At 63.6% G+C, this 23,848-nt stretch carries 18 protein-coding genes and 2 pseudogenes; 13 read left to right on the top strand and 7 right to left on the bottom strand.

Features of this window, described 5'->3' with window-relative positions; all coding sequences use genetic code 11:
- Window positions 1-11: 11 nt before the first annotated feature.
- The 3 genes from ACE3OK_RS08380 to groES form a co-directional block, all read right to left on the bottom strand.
- Window positions 12-2,315, bottom strand: coding sequence for a putative bifunctional diguanylate cyclase/phosphodiesterase (locus ACE3OK_RS08380; RefSeq protein WP_374249087.1), 2,304 nt, complete (start codon window positions 2,313-2,315; stop codon window positions 12-14).
- Window positions 2,316-2,508: 193 nt separating this feature from the next.
- Complete coding sequence (gene groL, locus ACE3OK_RS08385) at window positions 2,509-4,149, bottom strand: chaperonin GroEL (RefSeq protein ID WP_374249088.1); 1,641 nt, start codon at window positions 4,147-4,149, stop codon at window positions 2,509-2,511.
- A 105-nt stretch (window positions 4,150-4,254) separates the two neighbouring features.
- On the bottom strand, window positions 4,255-4,545 hold the full coding sequence (groES, locus tag ACE3OK_RS08390) for a co-chaperone GroES (RefSeq protein ID WP_374249089.1): 291 nt from the start codon (window positions 4,543-4,545) through the stop codon (window positions 4,255-4,257).
- Window positions 4,546-4,719: 174 nt separating this feature from the next.
- On the opposite strand from groES, the gene cutA reads away from it, so the two are divergent.
- The 10 genes and pseudogenes from cutA (at window position 4,720) to ACE3OK_RS08440 (ending at window position 16,223) form a co-directional block, all read left to right on the top strand.
- The gene (gene cutA / locus ACE3OK_RS08395; protein WP_374249090.1) at window positions 4,720-5,043 is read left to right on the top strand and encodes a divalent-cation tolerance protein CutA; all 324 of its coding nucleotides are present in this window, start codon (window positions 4,720-4,722) and stop codon (window positions 5,041-5,043) included.
- Between the two features lie 4 nt (window positions 5,044-5,047).
- Entirely contained in the window at window positions 5,048-7,393 is a 2,346-nt protein-coding gene (locus tag ACE3OK_RS08400; protein ID WP_374249091.1) for a protein-disulfide reductase DsbD family protein, read from the top strand.
- Window positions 7,393-7,998, top strand: a complete 606-nt coding sequence (locus ACE3OK_RS08405; protein ID WP_374249092.1) for a TlpA family protein disulfide reductase — start codon at window positions 7,393-7,395, stop codon at window positions 7,996-7,998. Before ACE3OK_RS08400 ends, ACE3OK_RS08405 begins: the two co-directional genes overlap by 1 nt.
- Window positions 7,999-8,248: 250 nt before the next feature.
- Window positions 8,249-8,347: pseudogene (locus ACE3OK_RS08410) on the top strand (prepilin-type N-terminal cleavage/methylation domain-containing protein); the annotation flags it as partial.
- Window positions 8,348-8,715: 368 nt separating this feature from the next.
- Window positions 8,716-8,818, top strand: a pseudogene (locus ACE3OK_RS08415) (prepilin-type N-terminal cleavage/methylation domain-containing protein); the annotation flags it as partial.
- 296 nt (window positions 8,819-9,114) lie between these two features.
- A complete protein-coding gene (locus ACE3OK_RS08420; protein WP_374249093.1) occupies window positions 9,115-11,004 on the top strand; it encodes a hypothetical protein in 1,890 nt (629 codons plus the stop codon).
- On the top strand, window positions 11,004-13,007 hold the full coding sequence (locus ACE3OK_RS08425) for an acyltransferase family protein (protein WP_374249094.1): 2,004 nt from the start codon (window positions 11,004-11,006) through the stop codon (window positions 13,005-13,007). Before ACE3OK_RS08420 ends, ACE3OK_RS08425 begins: the two co-directional genes overlap by 1 nt.
- A 209-nt stretch (window positions 13,008-13,216) precedes the next feature.
- The gene (locus ACE3OK_RS08430; protein WP_374249095.1) at window positions 13,217-14,389 is read left to right on the top strand and encodes a DegT/DnrJ/EryC1/StrS family aminotransferase; all 1,173 of its coding nucleotides are present in this window, start codon (window positions 13,217-13,219) and stop codon (window positions 14,387-14,389) included.
- Window positions 14,386-15,408 carry a hypothetical protein gene (locus ACE3OK_RS08435; RefSeq protein ID WP_374249096.1) on the top strand — a complete coding sequence of 341 codons (1,023 nt, stop codon included), beginning with the start codon at window positions 14,386-14,388 and terminating at the stop codon, window positions 15,406-15,408. The genes ACE3OK_RS08430 and ACE3OK_RS08435 overlap by 4 nt, the downstream gene beginning before the upstream one ends.
- Entirely contained in the window at window positions 15,405-16,223 is an 819-nt protein-coding gene (locus ACE3OK_RS08440) for a class I SAM-dependent methyltransferase (RefSeq protein ID WP_374249097.1), read from the top strand. The genes ACE3OK_RS08435 and ACE3OK_RS08440 overlap by 4 nt, the downstream gene beginning before the upstream one ends.
- 13 nt (window positions 16,224-16,236) lie before the next feature.
- Here the strand turns inward: ACE3OK_RS08440 and ACE3OK_RS08445 are convergent, their stop codons facing one another.
- The 3 genes from ACE3OK_RS08445 to ACE3OK_RS08455 form a co-directional block, all read right to left on the bottom strand.
- Window positions 16,237-16,896, bottom strand: a complete 660-nt coding sequence (locus tag ACE3OK_RS08445) for a class I SAM-dependent methyltransferase (RefSeq protein WP_374249098.1) — start codon at window positions 16,894-16,896, stop codon at window positions 16,237-16,239.
- Window positions 16,897-16,992: 96 nt separating this feature from the next.
- Window positions 16,993-18,147, bottom strand: a complete 1,155-nt coding sequence (locus ACE3OK_RS08450; RefSeq protein WP_374249099.1) for a glycosyltransferase — start codon at window positions 18,145-18,147, stop codon at window positions 16,993-16,995.
- 119 nt (window positions 18,148-18,266) lie between these two features.
- Window positions 18,267-19,130 (bottom strand): glycosyltransferase family 2 protein, encoded by an 864-nt coding sequence (locus tag ACE3OK_RS08455; protein ID WP_374249100.1) that lies wholly within the window; start codon window positions 19,128-19,130, stop codon window positions 18,267-18,269.
- A gap of 179 nt (window positions 19,131-19,309) precedes the next feature.
- On the opposite strand from ACE3OK_RS08455, the gene pilB reads away from it, so the two are divergent.
- Genes pilB through ACE3OK_RS08470 form a run of 3 tightly spaced genes read left to right on the top strand, consistent with a single transcriptional unit; the run spans window position 19,310 to window position 23,196 of the window.
- Complete coding sequence (gene pilB, locus ACE3OK_RS08460; protein WP_374249101.1) at window positions 19,310-21,034, top strand: type IV-A pilus assembly ATPase PilB; 1,725 nt, start codon at window positions 19,310-19,312, stop codon at window positions 21,032-21,034.
- Between the two features lie 11 nt (window positions 21,035-21,045).
- Entirely contained in the window at window positions 21,046-22,314 is a 1,269-nt protein-coding gene (locus tag ACE3OK_RS08465; protein WP_374249102.1) for a type II secretion system F family protein, read from the top strand.
- 18 nt (window positions 22,315-22,332) lie between these two features.
- A complete protein-coding gene (locus ACE3OK_RS08470; RefSeq protein WP_374249103.1) occupies window positions 22,333-23,196 on the top strand; it encodes an A24 family peptidase in 864 nt (287 codons plus the stop codon).
- Here the strand turns inward: ACE3OK_RS08470 and coaE are convergent.
- Window positions 23,188-23,817 carry a dephospho-CoA kinase gene (gene coaE / locus ACE3OK_RS08475; RefSeq protein WP_374249104.1) on the bottom strand — a complete coding sequence of 210 codons (630 nt, stop codon included), beginning with the start codon at window positions 23,815-23,817 and terminating at the stop codon, window positions 23,188-23,190. The two genes, ACE3OK_RS08470 and coaE, sit on opposite strands and share 9 nt — an antisense overlap.
- Window positions 23,818-23,848: the final 31 nt, after the last annotated feature.

Raw genomic sequence — 23,848 nt, forward strand, 5'->3', positions numbered from 1 at the left:
GAACGGCGAGGTCAGGCCAGGCTGGGGGTGTCCCGGGCAGCCGGCATGGCATCCGCCACCGGCAGCGGTACCTGCTCGGGTGGCATCGCTGCCGCGAACAACCACCCCTGGAAGCGCTGGCAGCCCATCGCCACCAGCAGGTCGAACTGCTCCACGGTCTCCACGCCCTCGGCAACGACCTCGATGCCCAGCACACCGGCCAGCGCATGGATGGTGGCGCAGATCTCGCGGTCGCCGGGGTCGGTGGCGATGTCGCGCACGAAGGCCTTGTCGATCTTCAGCTCGCTCACCGGCAGCATCTTGAGCTTGACCAGCGAAGACTGCCCGGTGCCGAAATCATCCATCGACAGGCTGAAACCGGCCTTGCGCAAGGCTTCCACCGAGGGCAGCATGCGCGCGTCGAGCAATTGCGATTCGGTGACTTCCAGGGTGAGGTCGGCGGGGTCCACACCCAGGTCGCGGGCGATGCCGGCGAAATGCCCCGCCAGGTCCGGTTCGGCCAATTGCCGCGCCGAGACGTTGACCGACACCGGCGGCACCCGCAGCCCCTGCGCGCGCCAGGCGACGATCTGGCGGCAGGCCGAGGCGAACACCCAGTCACCGATCGGCACGATCACCCCGCTCTCCTCGGCGATCGGGATGAACTCGTCCGGCGGTACCGACGTGCCGTCCACCGTCCAGCGCAGCAGCGCCTCCAGCCCGATCAGTACGCGTTGCTGGTCGTACTGGGGCTGGTAGACCAGCCGGAATTCTTCCTCGAGCCGGGCCAGGTGCAGGCGGCTGCGCAGCGCCAGCTTGCGCCGGGTGGCGTCGGTATAGTCCTGGACATAGAAGCGATAGGTGCCGCGCCCGTCGGACTTGGCCTGATTGAGCGCGGCGTCGGCATTGCGGATCAATTCGACCGGACTGCCGGCGTCGTCGGGGTGCATGCTGATGCCGATGCTGGCGCCCACGAACTGCTGGCCCATCCCGGTGTCGGGCCAGGGGCGATCCAGCGCCTCCAGCAAGGCCTGCGCGAGCGCGGCAACATCGGTGCGCGAACGCGCCCACTCCAGCATCAGCATGAACTCGTCGCCGCCCATGCGGGCAAGGGTGGCGTCGGTTTGCAGACAAGCCTGCAAGCGATCCGCGACTTCCCGCAACAAGCGATCGCCGACGTGGTGGCCGAAGGCATCGTTGATCTGCTTGAAATGGTCGAGGTCGATCAGCATCACCGCCACCCGGGTCTGCCGCTGGTTGGCTTCGCGCAGACCATGCTCGAGCCGGCTCTCGAACAGGCAACGATTGGGCAACCCGGTGAGGGCGTCGAAATTGGCGAGGCGATACATCTGCGTCTCGTTGCGCAGGATCGCCCGCTCGGCATCGCGCAAGCGCTCCAGCACGCCCACCATCAGCGTCTGGCGCAGGGTGGTGAGCCCGAGGGCCAGCAGGCAGCAGGCAAAGACCACGCGGGGCGCGATGCCGGCACCGTGCTCCAGCGAGCGGAACAGCATCACCAACGTAAGCAGCGCCAGCGACATCGCCACCAGCGGCAAATAGGCCATGGTGCGTTCCCGCCAGACCCCGGCGCGAACATCCTGCTCGAGATGGACATGCCGCACACCCAGCCCGAACATCAGCGCAGCCAGGCTGTAGCTGGCATTGAACAGGCCGCCCGGCACCAGTGCGCCATCCAGGAAGTACAGGTTCCATTGCATCCATGCATACCCGTAGCCGGTCATGCCCGCCAGCGTGAGCAGGTGCGCAGCACCGAACCGCAACCGCAATGCCGGCACCATCAGCACGCCCAACCCGGCCGCCAGCAGGAACAGCACCGGATAGGCGACCAGCGCGATCAGCACGCTGAACTGCACGTTGCCGCCGGACGGCATGTAGAGGGTGAGGATGGCGGCGATCAGCGCACTCAGCGCGCTGCCGATGTCCAGCAGCGAGGGCATCAGGCGCTCGCGCGGCAGGCGCTGCACGATGACCGCCAGCCAGCCACCGATCCAGGTGGAGGCCGCCCCCAGGAAAAACACATCCGCAGGCGCGGGGAACGGATTCCAACCGCTGTAGACCTGCAGATCCCACGCCAGTTGCCCGAGAAAGATCAGCAGCGCGCCGGCGAACAGCGCACGCCGCAACGACCGCTCGGCACCGCTGGCCCCGGCCAGCCCGCGCCATGCCAACCACGCCGAGCCGCCGAAGGACAACGTCCATTGCAGATTGTCGAGCAGCGTCTTCGTGGCCGGTGCACGCACCAGCCACGCAGCCAGAATCAGCGCCGCGACGAGCGCACAGCCAACCAGGCAGGCGGTTCGCTCTTTTCCCGTCATCCGCCCCCTCCCGTCTGGAGTGCACCGGGGAATTCAAACGCCCTTTCCGGAGTCTGTGGGCCGGGCGAGGGTGCGTCAAGCACCGTGCCAGCTTCGGCGTGCAGCGACGCCGGCGGGCATCCGACGCCCCAAACAAAACCCCCGCCTCGCGGCGGGGGTTTTGATGTTGCATGGACACGCGGGTTGCAACGGATCAGAAATCCATGCCGCCCATGCCGCCCATGCCACCGGCGCCCGGCATCGCCGGTTCGTCCTTCTTCGGCGCATCGGCCACCATCGCTTCGGTGGTGATCATCAGACCGGCAATCGACGCAGCATTCTGCAGCGCGGTGCGGGTGACCTTGGTCGGATCCAGGATGCCGAATTCGATCATGTCACCGAACTCGCCATTGGCGGCGTTGTAACCAAACGCACCCTTGCCTTCGGCCACGCGGTTCAGCACCACGCTCGGCTCTTCGCCGGCATTGGTGACGATTTCGCGCAGCGGGGCTTCCATCGCGCGCAGGGCGATCTGGATGCCGTGGTTCTGGTCTTCGTTGGCACCCTTCAGGCCGGCGATCGCGGCCTTGGCACGGATCAGGGCGACGCCGCCGCCCGGGACGATGCCTTCCTCGACCGCGGCGCGGGTGGCGTGCAGGGCGTCTTCGACGCGCGCCTTCTTTTCCTTCATCTCGACTTCGGTGGCGGCACCGACCTTGATGACGGCCACGCCGCCGGCCAGCTTGGCCACGCGCTCCTGCAGCTTCTCGCGGTCGTAGTCCGAGGAGGTCTCCTCGATCTGCGCCTTGATCTGCTTGATGCGGGCTTCAATCCCGGCCGCTTCGCCGGCGCCGTCGATGATGGTGGTGTTCTCCTTCGAGACCTGCACCTTCTTGGCGCGGCCCAGGTCCTTGATGGTGGCCTTCTCCAGCGACAGGCCCACTTCCTCGGAGATCACGGTGCCGCCGGTGAGGATGGCCATGTCTTCCAGCATCGCCTTGCGGCGGTCGCCGAAGCCCGGGGCCTTCACCGCGCAGACCTTGACGATGCCGCGGATGGTGTTGACCACCAAGGTGGCCAGCGCTTCGCCTTCCACTTCCTCGGCCACGATCAGCAGCGGCTTGCCGGCCTTGGCCGCGCCTTCCAGCACCGGCAGCAGGTCGCGCACGTTGGAGATCTTCTTGTCGTGCAGCAGGATGTACGGGTCGTCCAGCTCGGCCTGCATCGACTGCTGGTTGTTGACGAAGTACGGCGACAGGTAGCCGCGGTCGAACTGCATACCCTCGACCACGTCGAGCTCGTTCTCCAGGCCCGAACCGTCTTCAACCGTGATGACGCCTTCCTTGCCGACCTTGTCCATCGCCTGCGCGATCAGCTCACCGATGTTGGCGTCGCTGTTCGCGGAGATGGTGCCGACCTGGGCGATTTCCTTGCTGGTGGACGACGGCTTGGACAGGGTCTTGAGCTCGCCCACGGCGGCGGTGACGGCCTTGTCGATGCCGCGCTTCAGGTCCATCGGGTTCATGCCGGCGGCGACCGCCTTCATGCCCTCGCGGATGAACGCCTGCGCCAGCACGGTGGCGGTGGTGGTGCCGTCACCGGCGTTGTCGGAAGTCTTGGACGCGACTTCCTTCACCATCTGCGCGCCCATGTTCTCGAAGGCGTCAGCCAGTTCGATTTCCTTGGCAACCGACACACCATCCTTGGTGATGGTGGGCGCGCCGAAGCTCTTCTGCAGCACGACGTTGCGGCCCTTCGGGCCGAGGGTGGCCTTGACGGCATTGGCGAGCACGTTGACGCCGCGCACCATGCGCGAACGGGCGTCTTCACCGAAACGGATATCTTTGGCAGCCATTGGCAATTACCTCAATTGTGTAGGGCGGGTTTCAACCCGCCGTTTCGAAATCGGATGTCTGTGAGTGGCGGGTCGAGACCCGCCTTACGCAAAAACGACGTGCGATCAGCCGAGGATCGCGAACAGGTCGTCTTCCTTCACCACCAGCAGCTCGGTACCGTCCAGCTTCACTTCCGTGCCGCTGTACTTGCCGAACAACACCTTGTCACCGACCTTGACCTGCGGTGCGCGGACCTGGCCGTTATCGAACACCTTGCCGGTACCGACGGCGATCACTTCACCCTTGATCGGCTTCTCGGTGGCCGAATCCGGAATCACGATGCCACCGGCGGACAGCTTTTCTTCTTCCATGCGCTTGATGACCACGCGGTCGTACAGCGGCTTGATGTTGGACATGTGCAACCTCTGCAAATGATTGATTGTGTGGAGAAAACCCGGATATTTTAGCAGTCGCGCAGCGCGGCTGCCAAACGCGAGACAACAACACCCCGCAACCGGGATGGCTGTGAGATGGGGCTCGACGGACGGCTTTCAAGGGCCTCCTCTGCGCACAGGCGCTAACCTGTACCGATGACCGCCCTGCTCTGCCTGTGCACCTGTCCCGACATGGCCACCGCCGAACGCATCGCCGGCACACTGGTGGAAGAACAGCTGGCCGCCTGCGTGAACCTGCTGCCGGGCGTGACCTCGCTTTACCGTTGGCAAGGCCGCCTGCAACGGGATGCGGAGGTGCTGCTGCTGATCAAGACCACCCGCGACCGCTATCCCGCGTTGCAGGCGCGGTTGCCGCAACTGCACCCCTACGAACTTCCGGAGTTGCTGGCGGTCGAAGCCGCCGACGGCCTGCCGGCCTATCTGCACTGGCTGGCCGCCGCCACCCGTCCCGTAGAATGACCTCATGACTGGATTGCTCTCGCGCCTGCGCCTGTGGCTGGCGACCTTTGCCTTGTGCCTGTCACTGCCCGCCTCCGCCGCCATCGTCGGCGAACTGCCGCCGGTGGACAGCGTGTTCGTCCTCAGCACGCACGCCACCGCGCCGGGCCGCATTGAAATTCGCTGGCAGATCGCCGACGGGTTTTACCTGTACCGCCACCGCACCTCGGTGGCCGCCGGCCCCAGCTTCGCCAATGCCACACTGGCCCTGCCGGAAGGGGACAGGCACCACGACGAATTCTTCGGCGATGTGCAGACCTATCGCAAGCAACTGGTCGGCGTGCTCACCGGCACGCCCGGCAGCAGCACCACCGCACTGCGCCTGACCGTGAAATACCAGGGCTGCGCCGACGCCGGGGTGTGCTACCCCCCGCAAACACGCACGCTGACGGTGGCCCTGCCGCAGGCGATGGACGACCTGCCGCCGCCGACCTTCGGCAGGAAATCCGGCGGCCTGTTCGCACTGGGGGATGCGCAGGGGGCCACCGATGCCGCGCCACTGCCGCCGGAGCGCGCCTTCGCCAGCGAAGTCATCGCCCTCGACGGCCAGCGCCTGCTGCTGCGGCTCACCCCCGCCAAGGGCTACTACCTCTATCGCGACAAGCTTTCGGTGCAACTGGATGCCGGCACCGGCCTGGCGACGACGCTGCCACCACCGACGCTGTTGCCCAAGGCCAGCCCATACAAGGACGAACACTTCGGCAAGGTGGCGGTGTATTTCGATCAGGTCGAAATCCCGCTGCCGGTCAGCCGCAGCCACGCCCGCGCCGCCAGCGGCAAGCTGCGCGTGGGCCTGCAAGGCTGCCAGATCGACGGCATCTGCTACCCGCCGATGACCCGCACGCTGGCCGTGCAATTGCCGGCGGGTACCGCCTCCCCCTCTCCCCCACCTGCGGGGGAGAGGGTGCCGAAGGCGAGTGAGGGGGAGCTCGCGCCAACAGCCCCCCTCACCCCAACCCTCTCCCCCGCAGGCGGGGGAGAGGGGGTCGAAGCTTCCGCTTCCGCCGGTGCCGCGCTTGCGCCCTCTCCCTCAAGGGGTGGGGAGGGGCTCGCCACCACCAATGATCCCGCCCGCGAAACCCCGCCGCAGCGCCGGACCCCCGGCCTGCTGGCGGCGCTGCTGCTGGCGCTGGGCGGCGGCCTGATCCTCAATCTGATGCCCTGCGTGCTGCCGGTGCTGTCGCTGAAGGCGTTGAGCCTGGTGCAGAGCGGCCAGAACCGGGCGCACGCACGCCGCCACGCACTGGCCTACACCGCAGGCGTGTTGGCCTCGATGCTGGCGCTGGGCGGGCTGGTGCTGGCGCTGCGCCATGCCGGTCTGGCACTGGGCTGGGGCTTCCAGTTGCAACAGCCGCTGGTGCTGGCGGTGCTGGCGCTGGTGATGCTGGGGTTGGGGCTGTCGCTGTCGGGGGTGTGGCAGGCCAATGTGGCACTGGGCACGCGCACCAGCGCGCTCGTGTCCGGGGATTCCGCGCGCGCGGATTTCTTCACCGGCGCCTTGGCGGTGGTGCTGGCCACACCCTGCACCGCGCCGTTCATGGGTGCGGCACTGGGCTATGCCTTCACCGGCCCGACCGCCGGCGCACTGCTGGTGTTCCTGATGCTTGGGCTGGGGCTGGCACTGCCGTTCCTGCTCATCGCCTGCGTACCGGCACTGGCCCGCCTGCTGCCCCGGCCCGGTGCCTGGATGGACACCTTCAAGCAACTGCTGGCCTTCCCGCTGTATGCCAGCGCCGCATGGCTGCTGTGGGTCCTGACCAACCTGCGCGGTGCCGATGCCGCCGGCCTGTGGCTGGCCGCAGCCTTGCTGCTGGCCTTCGCCGCGTGGGCATGGGCACGCCCGGGCCACGGCGGTGCGCGCGCCTGGCAGGCCGTGGCCGTGCTGGCCCTGCTGCTGATCGGCGCGCCCTTGGCCCGGCTGCACGCCCTGCCGCGCGCGCAGACCGCCCCCCGCATCGACAGCAGCGACCATGCCACATGGTCTCCGCAGGCATTGGCCACGCTGCGTGCGCAGGGGCGGCCGGTGTTCCTCAACATGACCGCCGACTGGTGCATCACCTGCAAGGTGAACGAAAAGACGGTCTTTGCCGCCACCGGCTTCCAGCAAGCCCTGGCGCAAGCCAACGCGGTGTACATGGTCGGGGATTACACCGACGTGGATCCAGCGATCAGCGCCTTCCTGCAACAGCACAAGGCCGTGGGCGTGCCGCTGTACGTGGTCTATCCACGCAACGGGGGTGAAGGCCGCGTCCTGCCCACCCTGCTCACCCCCGGCATGGCCGAAGCCGCCCTGCGCGAGGCCGCACGCTGATGCCCAGCCATCGCGCGGTGCTGGGGGCCGCGCTGCTGGCCGGCCTGGCCGGAGCCGTGGCGAGCCTGTACTTCCAGCCTCGCCTGGCCATCCAGCTGGCCAATACCGAATGGGGCCAACGCACGCTCGGCACCCTGCTGGCCGCACGCGCGCCCGCACCGCCGCCCGGCCTTGCCATCGCCCGACCCGGCGCTCGCCTGCCGTCCTTCACCGTACACACCCTGGACGGCACGCCCGTCGCCCTGCCAGGCCGCTGGGCTGGCCGCACCACCGTGGTCAACCTGTGGGCCACCTGGTGCGCGCCCTGCCTCCGGGAAATGCCCATCCTGCAAGCATTCGCCCGCACCCAAGCGCAGCACGGCACCCAGCTTGCCGGTATCGCACTGGACGATGCCGCCGCCGTCCGCAACTTCCTCCATGCCCACCCTGCCCGCTACCCGCAACTGGTGGCTGCCCCCGGCCCCGCCGATGCCGGCGTCCGTCTGGGCAACCCCGCCGGTGTGCTGCCCTACACCGTACTGGTGGATGCCGACGGACGCCTGCTGAAAACCCACATCGGCCCCTTCGCGGACACAGCGGCGCTTGCAGCATGGGCGGCCCCCTGAAGCACCGCGAACGGCTTCACGCAACTGACCCAAAACGGCACAAGATGACGAAAAATGCCATACACTTCCGCCGCCACCACGGCCCCAGTGGCCCCAACGGCGGCAACCCCCACCCGCAGCAAGCGTTGCAGGACTTTTGGCACGTTTCCTGCTATATACCCCCTGCACGCGTCACCGCGCCCAGACCGGGACCGGTACCGGCAGGCAACGCGACACGTGAGCCACCCACACCAACCCTAGGGGATACACCATGAAGAACCAGCAAGGCTTTACCCTGATCGAACTGATGATCGTCGTCGCGATCATCGCCATCCTGGCCGCCATCGCGCTGCCGGCGTACAACAACTACCGCGTGCGTGCTGCTGAAAATGCATGCTTGGGCGAAGCCAAGGCCGCCATGAACGCCTACCTGGCCTCATCGGTCAACGCCATGACCATCCCGACCTACACCGCCGCAGCTTGCGGCAGCGGCACCCCGTCCACCGGCACCTTCACTGCGACCGCAAACCCCGCCGGCCAGCGTCACCCCGCGTGTGACGTCACCTCCGCAACTTGCAGTCTCCAGTAATTCTGGCCTGCCGCCTTACCGGAGCCCCTCGAAAGAGGGGCTTTTTTTTGGGGAGTCCATGCCAGCTTTTTGCCACCCCATCCACCTCAAATGACAACGGCCCGGTTCTTGCTTGAGACGCCATGCCACGCCTCTATTGGAGCCGTACCATGCGCAACACTCAGTCTGGCTTCACACTGATCGAACTGATGATTGTGGTAGCCATCATCGCCATCCTCGCCGCCATCGCCCTGCCGGCCTACAACAGCTATCGCATTCGTTCATCCGAAACCGCCTGCCTAGCCGAAGCCAAAAACTACGCCAACTATTCGCTGGCAGCGATTTACAACAACAGCACGCCTCCTAACGCAACTGCAAATGCGTGCTCCGCGATTGATACGGCAACCTTTATTGGCGTAAACATTACGGCCACGCCAAGGACACCATACGTGCGCACCGTAACCTGCGACATGAATACCGCTAGTTGCACCCTGAACTGATATCCGGGGCAGAGCAGGGTCGCGCTTCCTCCGTTAAGCTCATCCGCTACCCGCCACCACTCGCCTCTCATGCCCCAGACTCAGGCAGACTCTCCAGCAATTCGCAAATTCTTGATTACAAGCCTTCTGTTGTCGCTATTTGCTGGCCTGCTATTTGTCCCGGGCTTGCCTGGAGAATTCGTATTCGACGATGCTCCCAACATTGTCAACAACGAATCCATTCAGCTGAAACAGCTGACATTGGATGGCTTGGCCAAAGTGATTGCCACCCCACAGATTTCCGGGGAGATGCGCGGCCTACCCACCCTGACCTTTGCGCTGGACTACTGGCGCGCAGGGGGCGCGGATCCTGCAACGTTCAAGATCACCAATATCGTCATCCACGCGTTGACCGCATTGGCGCTGTTGTGGCTGTTCCGCAGCCTGCTGCAAATGGCCGGTGTCACCGTTGCACGGACGCGCTGGCTGGCCCCGGCATTGGCGTTTGCCTGGGCTGCCCACCCATTGCAGGTGTCGTCCGTGCTCTACGCAGTCCAGCGCCTGCAAACCTTGGGCACACTGTTCCTGGTACTGGCGCTGCTGACCTACCTGCATGCGCGGCAGGCACAAATCGAAGGCCGTCGCGGCCGCACCGGGCTGATGGCCGCCATGCTGCTATGGGCCGTGGCGATGAGTTGCAAGGAAGATTCCGCCCAGCTACCCGCCTATACCTTGGCGCTTGAACTCACTGTGCTGCACTTTGCCGCCGCCGACGCCGCGCTGGCCCGGCGCTGGCGGAAGGGCTACCAGTTCGCCCTATTGGCCGGCGTGGCGCTGTATTTGTTCGTGGTCATCCCCCATTACTGGTCCTGGAGCGCCTATGACGCCCGCAACTTCTCGACACCGGAACGCCTGCTGACCCAGGCACGGGTGCTATGTCTGTACCTGTGGCAGATCCTGGTGCCACTACCCTCGCACATGCCGTTCTATTACGACTGGCTACAGCCTTCCCGCGGATTGCTGCACCCCTGGACGACCTTGCCCGCCATCGTGCTGCTGCTGGCACTGTTGGGTGGGGCGTGGCGCCTCCGCAAGCGCATGCCGTTGTTCGCGCTGGGGGTGTTTCTGTTTTTTTCTGCACACTTCATCACCAGCAACGTCATCGGGCTGGAGCTGGCGTTCGAACATCGCAACAGTTTTGCCCTGATTGGTGCAGTACTGGCCGTCGGCAGCCTGCTGGCCGCAGCCAATCAGCGCTTGCAACTTCACCCGCTTGTCCAGGTTGGATTTTGCATCGCACTGCTGGCCGGACTGGCCGGATCCACTCTCGTGCGTGCCCACAGCTGGAGCAACAACCTGTTGCTGGCCAAGGCCGTCACCGAGGCTGCACCGCATTCGGCCCGTGCATGGATGCAGCTGTGTGCCAGCCAGTTCAAACTGGGCGGCGGCATCACAAAAAGCAATACGCGACTGGATCAAGCCATCTCCGCTTGCAGCAGCGGGGCAACGCTTGCGCCCTATGCCCTCAACAGTGCTGCGCTGCTGGTGGTCCTGAAAACCCTCAAGGGCAACATCAACCAGAACGATTGGGATCTGTTCCAGCACCGGCTGGAGAACGTGCAGATGAGCTGGGACAATCAGCGCGCGCCCACCATCCTCACCTATCACGCACAAAAAGGGGTCAAGCTGAACAAGGTGGAATTGCTCAAAGCACTTGCCACCCTGTCGCGCCGCGCAAACCTCGAACCCTTCCAGAATGCCCAGATCGGCTATTTCGTCATGAATGAACTGGCGGAACCGGATTTGGCGATGCCTTACTTCGTGGCCGCCATTCAGGGCGCATCCCCGCGCGACCCCTTCCCCCAGCAACTATCCAGCGAGTTGCGCGAAAAACGCCGGCCCGACCTGGCCAGCCGGATCGAGCAACTTGCTTCAGCCAAGATCGGCAAGGCCGCCGCCACTCCCCACCCACTCCCGTAATGCGACCGCTGCCACATGAGCAGGTACCTGGAGCAGGTCTGGGCTTCCGCCCCGACATCGAAGGTCTGCGTGCAATCGCCATCATCCTGGTGGTGGCAGCACATGCCGGTGTGCCATGGCTGGCTGGTGGCTTCGTGGGCGTGGACGTGTTCTTCGTCCTGTCGGGCTTCCTGATCACCGGCAAGCTGGTCCAGGAAGCCACCGCCACGGGGCGTATCCACCTGCTGCCGTTCTACGTGCGCCGACTGCGACGGCTGTTGCCGGCGTTGCTGCTTATGCTGCTGGTAGTCGGGCTGGCATCCACTTGGCTGCTGTCGCCCCTTGAACTCTCCCCGCAGCTTGCCACTGCACGGATGGCGGCACTGTGGTTGAGCAACGTCCATTTCGCGCTTGGCAACCTGGATTATTTTTCCGCTGGCAGCGAGAGCAACCTGTACCTGCACACCTGGTCGCTGGGCGTGGAGGAACAGTTCTACCTGCTCTGGCCGGCGCTGGTGCTGTGGCTGCTGGCACGGGATAGCGAGCGCGGCCTGGCACGGCTCAGAATCGGCATGTTGACGGTGTTGCTGGCCAGCCTGCTGGCTTGCATCCAACTCACGCGGATGGAACCGTTGCTGGCCTTCTACATGATGCCGCTGCGGGCATGGCAGTTTGCCACCGGCGCGCTGGCCTGGCTGGTGTTTGCCCGCAGCGCGCAGCCGCCCCCCCTCATCGCCCGTGCCGCCCCCGCACTGGGCCTGCTGGGGCTGGGGCTGATTCTTGTCTGCGGCCTATGGCTGGATGCGCAGCGCTCATACCCCGGTGCGTGGGCCATCCTGCCCACGCTGGGGACGGGGTTGGTGGTGCTGGCAGGTAGCCTGCCATCCGGCCAGAGGGGCAGCTACCACCTGCTGTCGCGCCCACCATTGCAGTGGCTGGGACGGATCTCCTATTCCTGGTATCTGTGGCACTGGCCAGTATTGCTATTGGGCTATTCCGTGACCGGCAATCTGTCTCCCGCCTACCGTGCGTTGCTGGTTGCGATCTCGTTGACGCTTGCAGCGCTGTCGCACGCTCTGGTGGAAGCGCCATTACGCCGTTGGAAGCAATGGCTGGTGTTTCCACGCGCAGCCGCACTCGCATCGCTGGCCAGCATGGCCGCGATCGGCCTGCTGGGAAGCCACTGGTCACGACAAGCAGAGCGCGCCTTGCATTCACCGCAACTCCAGCGCTATGCCGCCGCCCGCGGTGATGCCCCCATCATCTACGCGATGGGATGCGACGAGTGGTATCACAGCGCCAACGTACGCATCTGCAGCTTTGGCGATGAGAGCGCAGAACATACTGCGATACTGATCGGCGACAGCCACGCAGGCCAGTGGTTCCCAGCCGTTCGCGAAGCATTGCGGAAACCGGGCTGGCGACTGTTGGTCGTCACCAAGTCTTCGTGCCCGATGGTGGACGAACCATTTTTCTACGCCCGCATTGGTCGCGAGTACACCGAATGCAGCCAGTGGCGCGATGCCGCAATCGCGCGCGTTCGTGACATGAAGCCTGATCTGGTGATATTCGGCAGCGCGGACGCCGGCTTCACCCAGCAACAGTGGACCACAGGCACTATCCGGATACTGGAGCGACTCAGTCCGGCCAGCGGGCGCATTTTCTTGTTGGCCGATACACCCAGTCTGCCTTTCAACGGCCCGGATTGCCTGATGCGCCACGCCCTGCGCCCCGCGTGGCTAAGGCGATTTGACTCGTGCGGCGCACCTGCCGCAAACGCACAGGCCGCTGCTATCCAGAGCTGGCTGCAAACCGCTGCCGTGCGCTTCCCGAATGTACGCATTCTCGATCTGAACGCCCGCATCTGTCCTGCCGGAACATGCCGGGCGGAGATCGATGGACACGTGGTATTCCGGGACAACCAGCACTTGAGCGGCAGCTTCGCAGCGTCGTTGGCGAAGGCGATGGCAGGCAAACTGGAGCAGCCCCGGGATGCGCCGGATTCCACCTCCTCCGGTTTCTGATTCCGGGCGGGGCGTCCTTCCGCACGATGAACCCTGGCCAAAAAATTCACTCGATACAAGGGGTGGCCGCGCGCAGCCCAAACGCAAGCATGCCATCGCCTATCCTTGCGAGATCCGCATCACCGGCAAAGGGCTGTGGGTCATGGGCGGGCCAAAATGGTCAAATGCATCCCAAGAACTGTCTCCGCCACCCGACAGGAGCACGCATGATGAACACGATCAACAACGACGAACAGTCATTTCTTGTATTTGGGTCGCCGCTGATAGCGCAAGACGAGATCGATGAGGTCGTGGCCTGCATGGAGTCCTCGTGGCTGGGGACTGGGCCGCGGGTAGCACAGTTCGAGGCAGATTTTGCCCGTTACAAAAGCACCGATTCTTCACACGTGGCAGCAGTCAATTCCTGCACGGCCGCATTGCATGTCAGCATGGTGGCCGCCGGACTGGAGCCCGGCAGCGAGGTCATCACCACCCCACTGACGTTTTGCGCCACGGCCAACGCCATCATCCACGCAGGCCTGACACCGGTACTGGCTGACGTCGACCCAGTCACGCAGAACATCGACCCGGCCGCCATCGAAGCAGCCATCACCCCGCGCACCAGCGCCATCCTTCCGGTTCATTTTGCAGGACGTCCCTGTGACATGGACGCGATCATGGCGATCGCCAACAAGCACGGTCTGGCCGTCATCGAGGACTGCGCACACGCGATTGAAACCGAATACCACGGCCGCAAGGCTGGCAGGTTCGGGGACTTCGGCTGTTTCAGCTTCTATGCCACCAAGAACATCACCACCGGCGAAGGCGGGATGATCCTCGGCCGCAATGATTCGCTCGTCGCCCGCGCCCGCATGCTCGCGCTGCACGGCATGAGCAAGGACGCATGGCACCGCTTTGGCGACAAGGGATACAAGCACTATCAGGTCGTCGAAGCGGGCTTCAAGTACAACATGATGGATCTGCAGGCCGCCATAGGAATCCACCAGCTGGCGCGCATCGAAGCCAACTGGCAGCGCCGTGAGCAGGTATGGAATCGTTACATGCAGGAACTCGCCGACCTCCCTATTGGCCTTCCGGCGGCACCCGAAACCGGCACGCGGCACGCCTATCATTTGTTCACGGTCAGGGTAGATGAAGCGCTTTGCCGCATCTCCCGCGATGACTTCCTCAACCGCATGACTGCCGCCGGTATTGGCACCGGCGTGCACTATCTGTCATTGGCAGAACATCCCTATTACCAGCAGCGCTTTGGCTGGCAGCCACAGCAATGGCCCCACGCGATGCGAATTGGGCGTGAAACCGTAAGCTTGCCGCTATCGCAGAAGCTGACGGAATGCGACCTGATCCGCGTAATACGGGCAACGAGGAGCCAGTTCGCTTGAACAAAAGAAGCGCACTCGTGCGACATCAAGCCCACCGAATCTGCGGCAGGCTAACCGCACTGTTGCAGCACGCCTCGACGCGAATCAATTCAATCAACTCACGCAGACCATGGCTGAAGAACATTATCAGCACATTACTGATGGGCAGCGGACTCATTTTCGTGATCCATGCATTGCGCGAGCAAATGGAAACACTCCTCACGACCGGGACCAGCGTCCATCTTCCGGAATACGCATCCCTAGCCTCCCTGGCGACGCTTACCACGCTCATCACCGCAAGCCTTCACGCCGAAATTCTCGCACAACACGCCAAAGGCATTGAAATAGATCGACGCCTCACCCGCTATGCTTATGCGATCAGCCAGGTGGCGCGCTATATCCCCGGCAAGATTTTCGGCGTGATACTTGAATCGCAGATGCTCGGGCCCTCAATAGGGATTACCAGAGTCCTTAAAGCCACATTGCTGCAAACGGTGCTTGTCTATGCGTGGGCCGGCTTCATATCAATCTCCATTCTGGCGGCGACCATGTTGAACGCCACATGGCTCCTCTTGCTGGCACCTGCGGCAATACCTCTGCTCTGGAGTCGGCCCGGCAACCGCCTACTCTTGTATGTCGGGAGCGCAATCAAGCTCCAAGCATCTCCCCAGCCATCGCAGATGCAACAAGATGATGACGACCGTCGCAACTCTTTGCTCTGCATGCTGCTTCTTGCCCTCCAGTGGATTCCGTTCTTTGCAATGTGGCTCCTCATCACAGGAACCGACCACGGCATCTCGGAGGCCCTTTGGCTGGGCGCAAGCTATCTGCTTGCCTCCATCGCAGGCTCGATTTTGGTATTCGCGCCTTCCGGCCTGATTGTGCGCGAAGCGGCTTTTATCTGGCTTGGCGGACTCCATGGAATACCGGCCGCATCCCTCTTGATATGGGCCATCGTGATGCGCATTGCCCTGACCTTGGCAGACGTAATGGCAATACCCCTGCTGTGGGCCGCGTTGCGCCTTAGGAATGGAAAGTGAATCCAGCAATCAAAAGAGAAGCGGATCAGCCCGCATCGTCAGACATCCGGATGCAGACGGACTGGTCCGTTCGACAGGCGGAATTTGGCAATGTCCCGCAAGCAGTTCTGCTTCGAAACCTGCCCCCCCCAGTAAATGGGCTGATCGACAAATGGCATCGATCCCTGCTGCGCTGGCTACTCGCACCACTTGCAGATCGACCTGGCGCATGGGTCGCCGACCTTGGCTGCGGATATGGCCGCATGGCGCATGAGGTCGTCGCGATGGGAATCCACAACGTGGCAGGCCTCGACTACGAGCATGGCTTTTGCAGGAAATATCAAGACGACTACGGCCTGGCAATCCGCGGCTCGATTGCAAAGCCCCCCTTCTCCACTGCCAGCCTTTCCGCCGCTTATTCCGTCACTTCGCTCATGTACATCGGAATATGCGACGCCACCAAGGGGCTCGAGTTGCTTGACGACAGCCTGAAGCCCGGTGCGCGAATCCTTCTGCTGGAGGCGGGTTCGGAGTTCAATAGGATTTCCCGTTTCTTCCTGCGGAAAAAAAAATCCCAGCAGCTAGCTGTTTCCGGCTTGTCCCGCCCAGATCTCCATGGAATGATTCCATGCTCCTGGCGAGTCACCGCCTGCGGGAGCAACGCGGGAACAACGATGCTGCTGCCCGCCCTTCTGCTGTGCAGACATTGGCATTTCGCTTTCGATGCGCTTTCCAGGCTTGCCTTGTGGATGGACCGTCCGCTCGAACAAGATCGCGACAGGTGGTGGCGCAAATACGGCCTCCACAGGTGGACTGCATGCGAAAAAATCGAATGACCACCGGTAACAGTCACCGCTTCCAGAGCAGCCAGATGTATCCCGGGAAAAACTGATAAGCCAGCCTCCGCAGAATTCGCGCAATCACCAGCTTCATCCCGGAAAACATGTACCCTGCCGCATAGCGGCCAGGATCATCCAGCAGCCTCGGAGTGATGTCTTCGACATCGAACCTTCCAACGAGCCGGCATAACTCGCCATGAGTCATGTGCCTCTCATAATAAAATCGCCCGCGCCCAAGCAATTGCAGATAGCGATTCGCCCAACTGACTGGAACAATCGAAAGAAAGGGGAGCTTGTAGTGCTGTTCGATGATGTTGAACCTGTTGGTTGCGGAAAAATAGCACGCCCCACCCGGCTTCAGCACCCGTTCTATTTCACTCATGAGCCGCACGGGATCCGGGACGTGCTCATAAACTTGCGCGCATATCACCACATCGCAACTCGCGTCCGGAAGATCAATATCCATTGCATCCCCAACCCTGAATTCCAGGTTATGGACACTGTAATTATTTCTGGCAAAACTGATCGCATCGACATCAATATCAATCCCGGTCACGAACCCCACTGCGGAAGCAAGCTCTGAATCGATAATCCCCGTGGAGCACCCCACGTTGAGAACATGCAGATCTCGAAGCCTGTCACCGAAGGCTTCGGCCAAGATGATGCGCATGGTAGCCGCCTTCCTGGCACGCCCCTCATCCGAATACATTTCCGAATGGATGCTGGAGAAATCCCGCTGGTAGCCACGTGTTTTTGTCGTCATCAATCAGCACTCACTAGTTCGTATCGGCAACGCATTCAGAATAGTATTTGCCACGTTTTCCCGGATGTTGAAATAACTAGCAACCTCCTGCAGCCCACGACCGAAGCGAGTGGCGTCACCATGAATCGCCGCGATCAAGGCATGCGCGAACTCCATTGCGCTCACGCCCGACGCGAGGCATCCGATATCGTGCTGGGAGAAGAGCCTGGGCAAATCCCCAACCGGCATCGCCACTATCGGTCGCCCCAGCTTCACTGCATCGGAAAAAACCACCGGAATGCTCTCGATGCGTGAAGGTATGAGAACCCAATCCGAATCAGTGATTGCTGTTTCCGCTTCTGATTTCGTCAGATACCTTCCGGCTTCGACTGGACGCCCGATGCTCTGAAGCATTGAGACTCTTGCGCGCACAAGCCCCTCAAGCGCGCCCCCCCCTTGGATATCGACCCGTTCAATTGCTTGCCAGTCGGCGTCGCCAAGCAGTTCCAGTGCGTCGAGCAGCAGATCGACCCCCTTGTTCGGATGCCATCTACCTAGGAAAAGCAAACGATACGGCGGTTTTCCGCGTGGCGCCGAGCGCTCAACCAACCCAATTCGTCGCGTACTTGGCAGGAATTCAACCGGGACACCTGCTATGCGACGCGCATCGTCGGCGAGCAGGTATCCGTCGGCATATGCATGCCTGGCGTGCCTGATTGCCCTGACCAGCAGACTCCGAACGAAAGGCACCTTCCCTAGCGACCAGACATCGCTTCCCAGCATCCATACCGAATAATCGACGCCACGCTCTGACGCAATTCTCCGCGCCCACTCCCCGCTTGGCAGCCCCCATAGCGCCAGGATATGCGCTACGGGACCAGATGCTGCCGCACGCGCGGCAGCCTGCCCGCCACGCAGCACCCGCACGACCCACCATAAATCTCTTGCATGCCAGTACTTCAGCGTGGATAGCGGCCGATCTGGCGCCGCATAACGAAAAACTTCCACTCCCACCGACCAGCGCTCTTGTCCGCTGGTGCGGCCAGGCGCCACGACTCGAACGGGAAGATGCCTCGCCAGTTCCTCGACCAGATCGACCACGAACGAACCAGCCGCCTCACTTCCATCACCCTTGATGGGAAAAGATGTCGTAATGAGTACGAGCGCAGGAATATTCACATTTCCCATACCTTCACGTCGACTGCCTTCCGCAATGCGCCAGCAGACAAGCCGGCCCGATGACCACGCTGATACAACACGCTTGAATCACGCAATCACCAGCCCGATGCCGTTTCCCGCTACTGCTTCAAATAGGTGAGATTCGTGATCTGCTCAGATACCAGCCCGATCAGGAAAACGATCACCGCCGCGCTGAGCAGAAGCATGCTCATGTTCGTGAATCGACCTGCCTCGTGGAACGTCCATGCGTACCACCCGATTCCAGCGATGAAAAACGCAGCCGCCGCAGGCACAAACAACTTCAGAGGCGAGTACAGACTGGCAATCTTGAAAATGATCAGCAAGAAGCGCAGACCATCCTTCAATGGATGGATATGGCTGCCGGTACCCACCCGCTTGGCCACCGGGATCGGCACATACGCAACCGGGTAGGCGCTGCGGAAGAACGCCATGGTGCTGGTGGTGGGATAGCTGAAGCCATTGGGCAGCAGATGCAGGAATTCCTTGAATTTGTCGGCACGCACTGCGCGGAAGCCGGAGGTGAGGTCGGCGATACGGTGGCCGGTCATCCAGCTGGCTAGACGATTGTAGAAGGCGTTGGCCAACCCGCGCTGGAGGTTGGCCTGACCGCTGCGGTCACGCGCGCCCACCGCCATGTCATACCCTTCGTCCAACTTGGCCAGCAGCGCCCCCACATGCTCCGGGCCATGCTGACCATCGGCATCCATGAACACCAGAATGCTCCCCCCTGCCGCGCGGGCGCCCCGCTTGATGGCCGCCCCGTTGCCCATCGAATAGGGCGAAGACAGCACGCGGACTCCGACCTGTTCCGCCACAGCGGCGGTATCGTCGGTAGAGCCGTCATCGACGACAATGATTTCGGCGTCCGGATACGCCAGCCGCAACGCCGGCAAGGTGCCACGCAGGCCCTCGGCCTCGTTCTTGGCGGGCAGGATGATGCTGAGTGCGGCGTGGTTCCCCATGCCTTTAGATTACCGTGAAACCGCGCCGCCAAGCGCCGGGCCGTTTTGCCGCATGGGCCACGCGTCGGTGCGCGAGCCGCACGGCCAGACCGCCAGACCTCTGGCGAACATCCGACACGCCAAACGCGCGCCCGCTCGTTTACGCTAAAGTCTTGTCGTTCCCGTCGAGACACCCCACCATGAACACCGCCACCACTCCCAACCTGATGGGCATCACCGGCATTGCCCGGCGCTTGGTGCTCGACGGCGCCCTGGACGAGTCTGCGGCGCGCAAGGCCATGGATGCAGCCACGGCGGAGCGTTCGCCGCTGCCCAACTACCTGGTCGCGCACCGGCTGGTGACGCCGGAAGCGCTGGCCGCGGCCAACTCCACCGAGTTCGGCATGCCGCTGGTGGATGCGCTGGCCATCGATCCGGCGCAGTCCGCCATCGCCCTGGTCAAGGAAGACCTGCTGCGCAAACACAACGTGCTGCCATTGTTCAAACGCGGCGGACGGCTGTTCGTGGGCACCTCGGACCCCACCAACAACCAGGCGCTGGAGGAGCTCAAGTTCCACACCAACCTGACCGTGGAACCCATCCTGGTGGATGCCGAGCGCATCAAGCGCTGCCTGGACCAGTGGCTGGAAGCGGCGGAGACGCTGGCCGGCGAGCTGGATGACAGCGAGGGGCTGGAGGGGCTGGAGGTCGGCGGCGGCGAGGAGGATTTCGGCGGCGATACCGGCGTGGACGCCAATGGCGACGACAAGCCGGTGGTGAAGTTCGTCAACAAGTCGTTGGTGGATGCCATTCGCCGCGGCGCGTCCGACATCCACTTCGAGCCGTACGAAACCGATTACCGGGTGCGCTACCGCATCGACGGCATCCTGCGCATCGCCAAGAAGATTCCGGTGAAGTTGCATGCTCGCATCGCCGCTCGCCTGAAGGTGATGTCGCAACTCGACATCGCCGAAAAGCGCATTCCGCAGGACGGTCGCATCAAGCTGAACATCAGCAAGGGCAAGCAGGTGGACTTCCGCGTCAGCACCTTGCCCACCCTGTTCGGTGAAAAGATCGTGCTGCGCATCCTGGATGGCAGCGCGGCCAAGATGGGCATCGAGAAGCTGGGCTACGAGCCGGACCAGCAGAAGTTGTTCATGGATGCGATCCACAAGCCCTACGGGATGGTGCTGGTCACCGGCCCCACCGGCTCCGGCAAGACCGTGAGCCTGTACACCGCGCTGGGCATCCTGAACGACGAGACCCGCAACATCAGCACGGTCGAGGATCCGGTGGAAATCCGCCTGCCCGGCGTCAACCAGGTGCAGCAGAACGCCAAGCGCGGCATGACCTTCGCCGCCGCCCTGCGCAGCTTCCTGCGCCAGGATCCGGACGTGATCATGGTCGGCGAAATCCGCGACCTGGAAACCGCGGAAATCGCCGTGAAGGCGGCCCAGACCGGCCACATGGTGCTGTCCACCCTGCACACCAACGATGCGCCGCAGACCATCGCGCGCATGATGAACATGGGCATCGCGCCCTACAACATCACCAGCTCGGTGAACCTGGTCATCGCCCAGCGCCTGGTGCGCCGCCTGCATGACTGCAAGCGCGCGGTGCACCTGCCGGAGCATGCATTGCAGGCCGAGGGCTTCACCGCCGACGAGGTTCACGCGGGTATCACCGTCTACGAGGCGGTGGGCTGCCCGGACTGCACCGCAGGCTACAAGGGCCGCGCCGGCATCTACCAGGTGATGCCGATGACCGACGAAATCCAGCAAATCATCCTCGCTGGTGGTAATGTCCAGCAAATAACAGAGGCCGCCCTGCGCAGCGGCGTCCGCGATTTGCGGCGTTCGGCGCTGGACAAGGTGAAACAGGGGATCACCAGCCTCATCGAGATCAACCGCGTCACCAAGGATTGAAGGGGAGCCCCATGTCCGCACGCCGAGCCGCGATCAACAAGGTCCGCGAGAAAGCCGAAACCCGCCGCCTGAACCCGCTGGAGGAGTTCGTCTGGCAGGGCCGCGACAAGCGCGGCACGGTGATGAAGGGCGAGCAGATGGCGCGCAACGCCAACCTGCTGCGCGCCGAACTGCGCAAGCAAGGCATCACCCCCACCGTGGTCAAGGCGAAGCCCAAGCCGCTGTTCGGGGGAAGCGGAAAGAAGATCTCCGCGCGCGACATCGCGGTGTTCAGCCGCCAGATCGCCACCATGATGAAGTCCGGCGTGCCGGTCGTGCAGGCGCTGGAGATCATCGGCGGCGGCAACAAGAACCCGAACATGAAGAAGATGGTCAACAGCCTGCGCAACGACATCGAGGGCGGCGCGTCCATCTACGAGGCGATGAGCCAGTTCCCGGTGCAGTTCGACGAGCTGTACCGCAACCTGGTGCGCGCCGGCGAAGCCTCGGGCGTGCTGGAAACGGTGCTGGAAACCATCGCGACGTACAAGGAAAACATCGAGAGCATCAAGGGCAAGATCAAGAAGGCGCTGTTCTACCCCGCCACCGTGATCGCGGTCGCCATAGCGGTATGCGCCGTGCTGATGGTCTACGTGGTGCCGATCTTCAAGGAGACCTTCTCCAGCTATGGCGCCGACCTGCCGGCATTCACCGCGCTGGTGTTCGGCATTTCCGACATCATGGTGAAGTGGTTCTGGCTGATCGGCATCGTCATCGGTGTCGCCGCCGGCATGTTCATCTACACCTACAAGCGTTCCAGCAAGCTCAAGCACACCATCGACCGGATGCTGTTGAAGATCCCGGTGATCGGCAAGGTGCTGAACGAATCGGCCATTGCCCGCTTCGCGCGCACGCTGGCAGTGACCTTCAAGGCCGGTGTCCCGCTGGTGGAGGCCCTGGACAGTGTGGCCGGCGCCACCGGCAGCAGGGTCTACGAAACTGCCGTGCTGCGCATGAAGGACGACGTGTCGGTGGGTTATCCGGTCAACGTGGCGATGAAGCAGGTCAACCTGTTCCCGCACATGGTGGTGCAGATGACCGCCATCGGCGAAGAGGCCGGCGCGCTGGACACCATGCTGCTGAAGGTGGCCGAGTTCTACGAGGAAGAGGTCAGCAACACCGTCGACGCGCTGTCCAGCCTGATCGAGCCGATGGTGATGGTGATCATCGGCGGCCTGGTCGGCTCGATCGTGGTGGCCATGTACCTGCCGATCTTCAAGATCGCGATGACGGTGATGTAAGCGGGGCACCCTTTCCAGATGGCATTCCTCGACGCGCACCCCGGCCTCGGCTATCCCGCTGCGGCCGGGCTTGGCCTGCTGGTTGGCAGCTTCCTCAATGTGGTGATCCTGCGCTTGCCGCCACGGCTGGAATGGCAGTGGCGACGCGACGCCCGCGAAATCCTGGAAGAGCCCGACCTCTACGATCCGCCGCCACCCGGGATCGTGGTCGAGCGCTCGCATTGCACGCACTGCAACCGCCAGTTGGCATGGTTCGAAAACATCCCGCTGCTCAGCTGGCTGGCCCTGCGCGGCAAGTGCCGCAGTTGCAGGACGCCGATCTCCATCCAATACCCGTTGGTGGAGCTGCTGACCGGGCTGCTGTTCCTGGCCTGCGTCTGGCGTTTCGGGTTCGGCTGGAAGGGGTTTGGCGCCCTGTTGCTGACCGGCTTCCTGGTGGCCTTGTCGGGAATCGACCTGCGCACCAAGCTGCTGCCCGACCAACTGACCCTGCCCCTGCTGTGGCTGGGGCTGGTGGCCGCCAGCGACCACTTGTACATCCCGGCCAAACCGGCACTGCTGGGTGCGATGGCCGGCTACATGAGCCTGTGGTCGGTGTACTGGGTGTTCAAGCAGCTCACCGGCAAGGAAGGCATGGGCCATGGCGATTTCAAGCTGCTGGCCGCACTGGGGGCATGGACGGGCCTGGCCGGCGTGCTGCCGACGATCCTGCTGTCCTCGTTACTGGGGGCGGTGATCGGCACCGCATGGCTGCTGGCCAAGGGCCGCGACAAGGCCACCCCGATCCCGTTCGGCCCCTACCTGGCCGTGGCCGGCTGGATCAGCTTCATGTGGGGCAAGGATCTGGTGGCGGCTTACCTGCGCTTTGCGGGGCTAGCCTGACGCTGCTTCCGCGGTCGCGGCCAATGCCCGATACGCATGATCCAGTAGCGCCACCTGGGCGGGCAGCGCGTCCCGTGCGCCGTCATTGACGATCACGTCGTCGGCGATCGCCAGCCGCTGGCTGCGCGTGGCCTGCGCAGCCAGCATGCTGCGCGCCAAGGCCTCGTCGATGCCATCGCGCTGCAACAGCCGCGTCAGCTGCACGGCTTCCGGCGCGTCCACCACCAGGATGCGCGCCAGCCACGGATAGGCTTGGCGTCCACCGCCTTCGGCCAGCAGCGGGATCGACGCCACTGCATACGGCCCGGGAGCGGCACGACAGGTCGCGGCCAGGGCACTGCGCACGCGCGGGTGCAGAATGGCCTCCAGCCGCGCACGCGACGACGCATCGGCAAACACGCGACGCCGCATCGCCGTGCGGTCGAGCCCGCCATCGCCAGCCAGTACGCCCGTGCCGAAGGCGGCCACGACCTCGGCCAGGCCCTCGCTGCCCACGGCCACCGCCGCGCGGGCGGCGGCATCGGCATCGGCTACGCACACGCCCAGCGCCTGGAAACAGTTTTCCACCGTGCTCTTGCCCGAAGCCACGCCGCCGGTCAGGCCGATGATGTAATCGCTCATGCGGGCATTATGGCGTGCCGCCGCGACGCCG

Origin of the sequence: Thermomonas sp. (genome assembly GCF_041905325.1) — a bacterium.
In the GTDB taxonomy this organism is placed as follows: Bacteria; Pseudomonadota; Gammaproteobacteria; order Xanthomonadales; family Xanthomonadaceae; genus Thermomonas.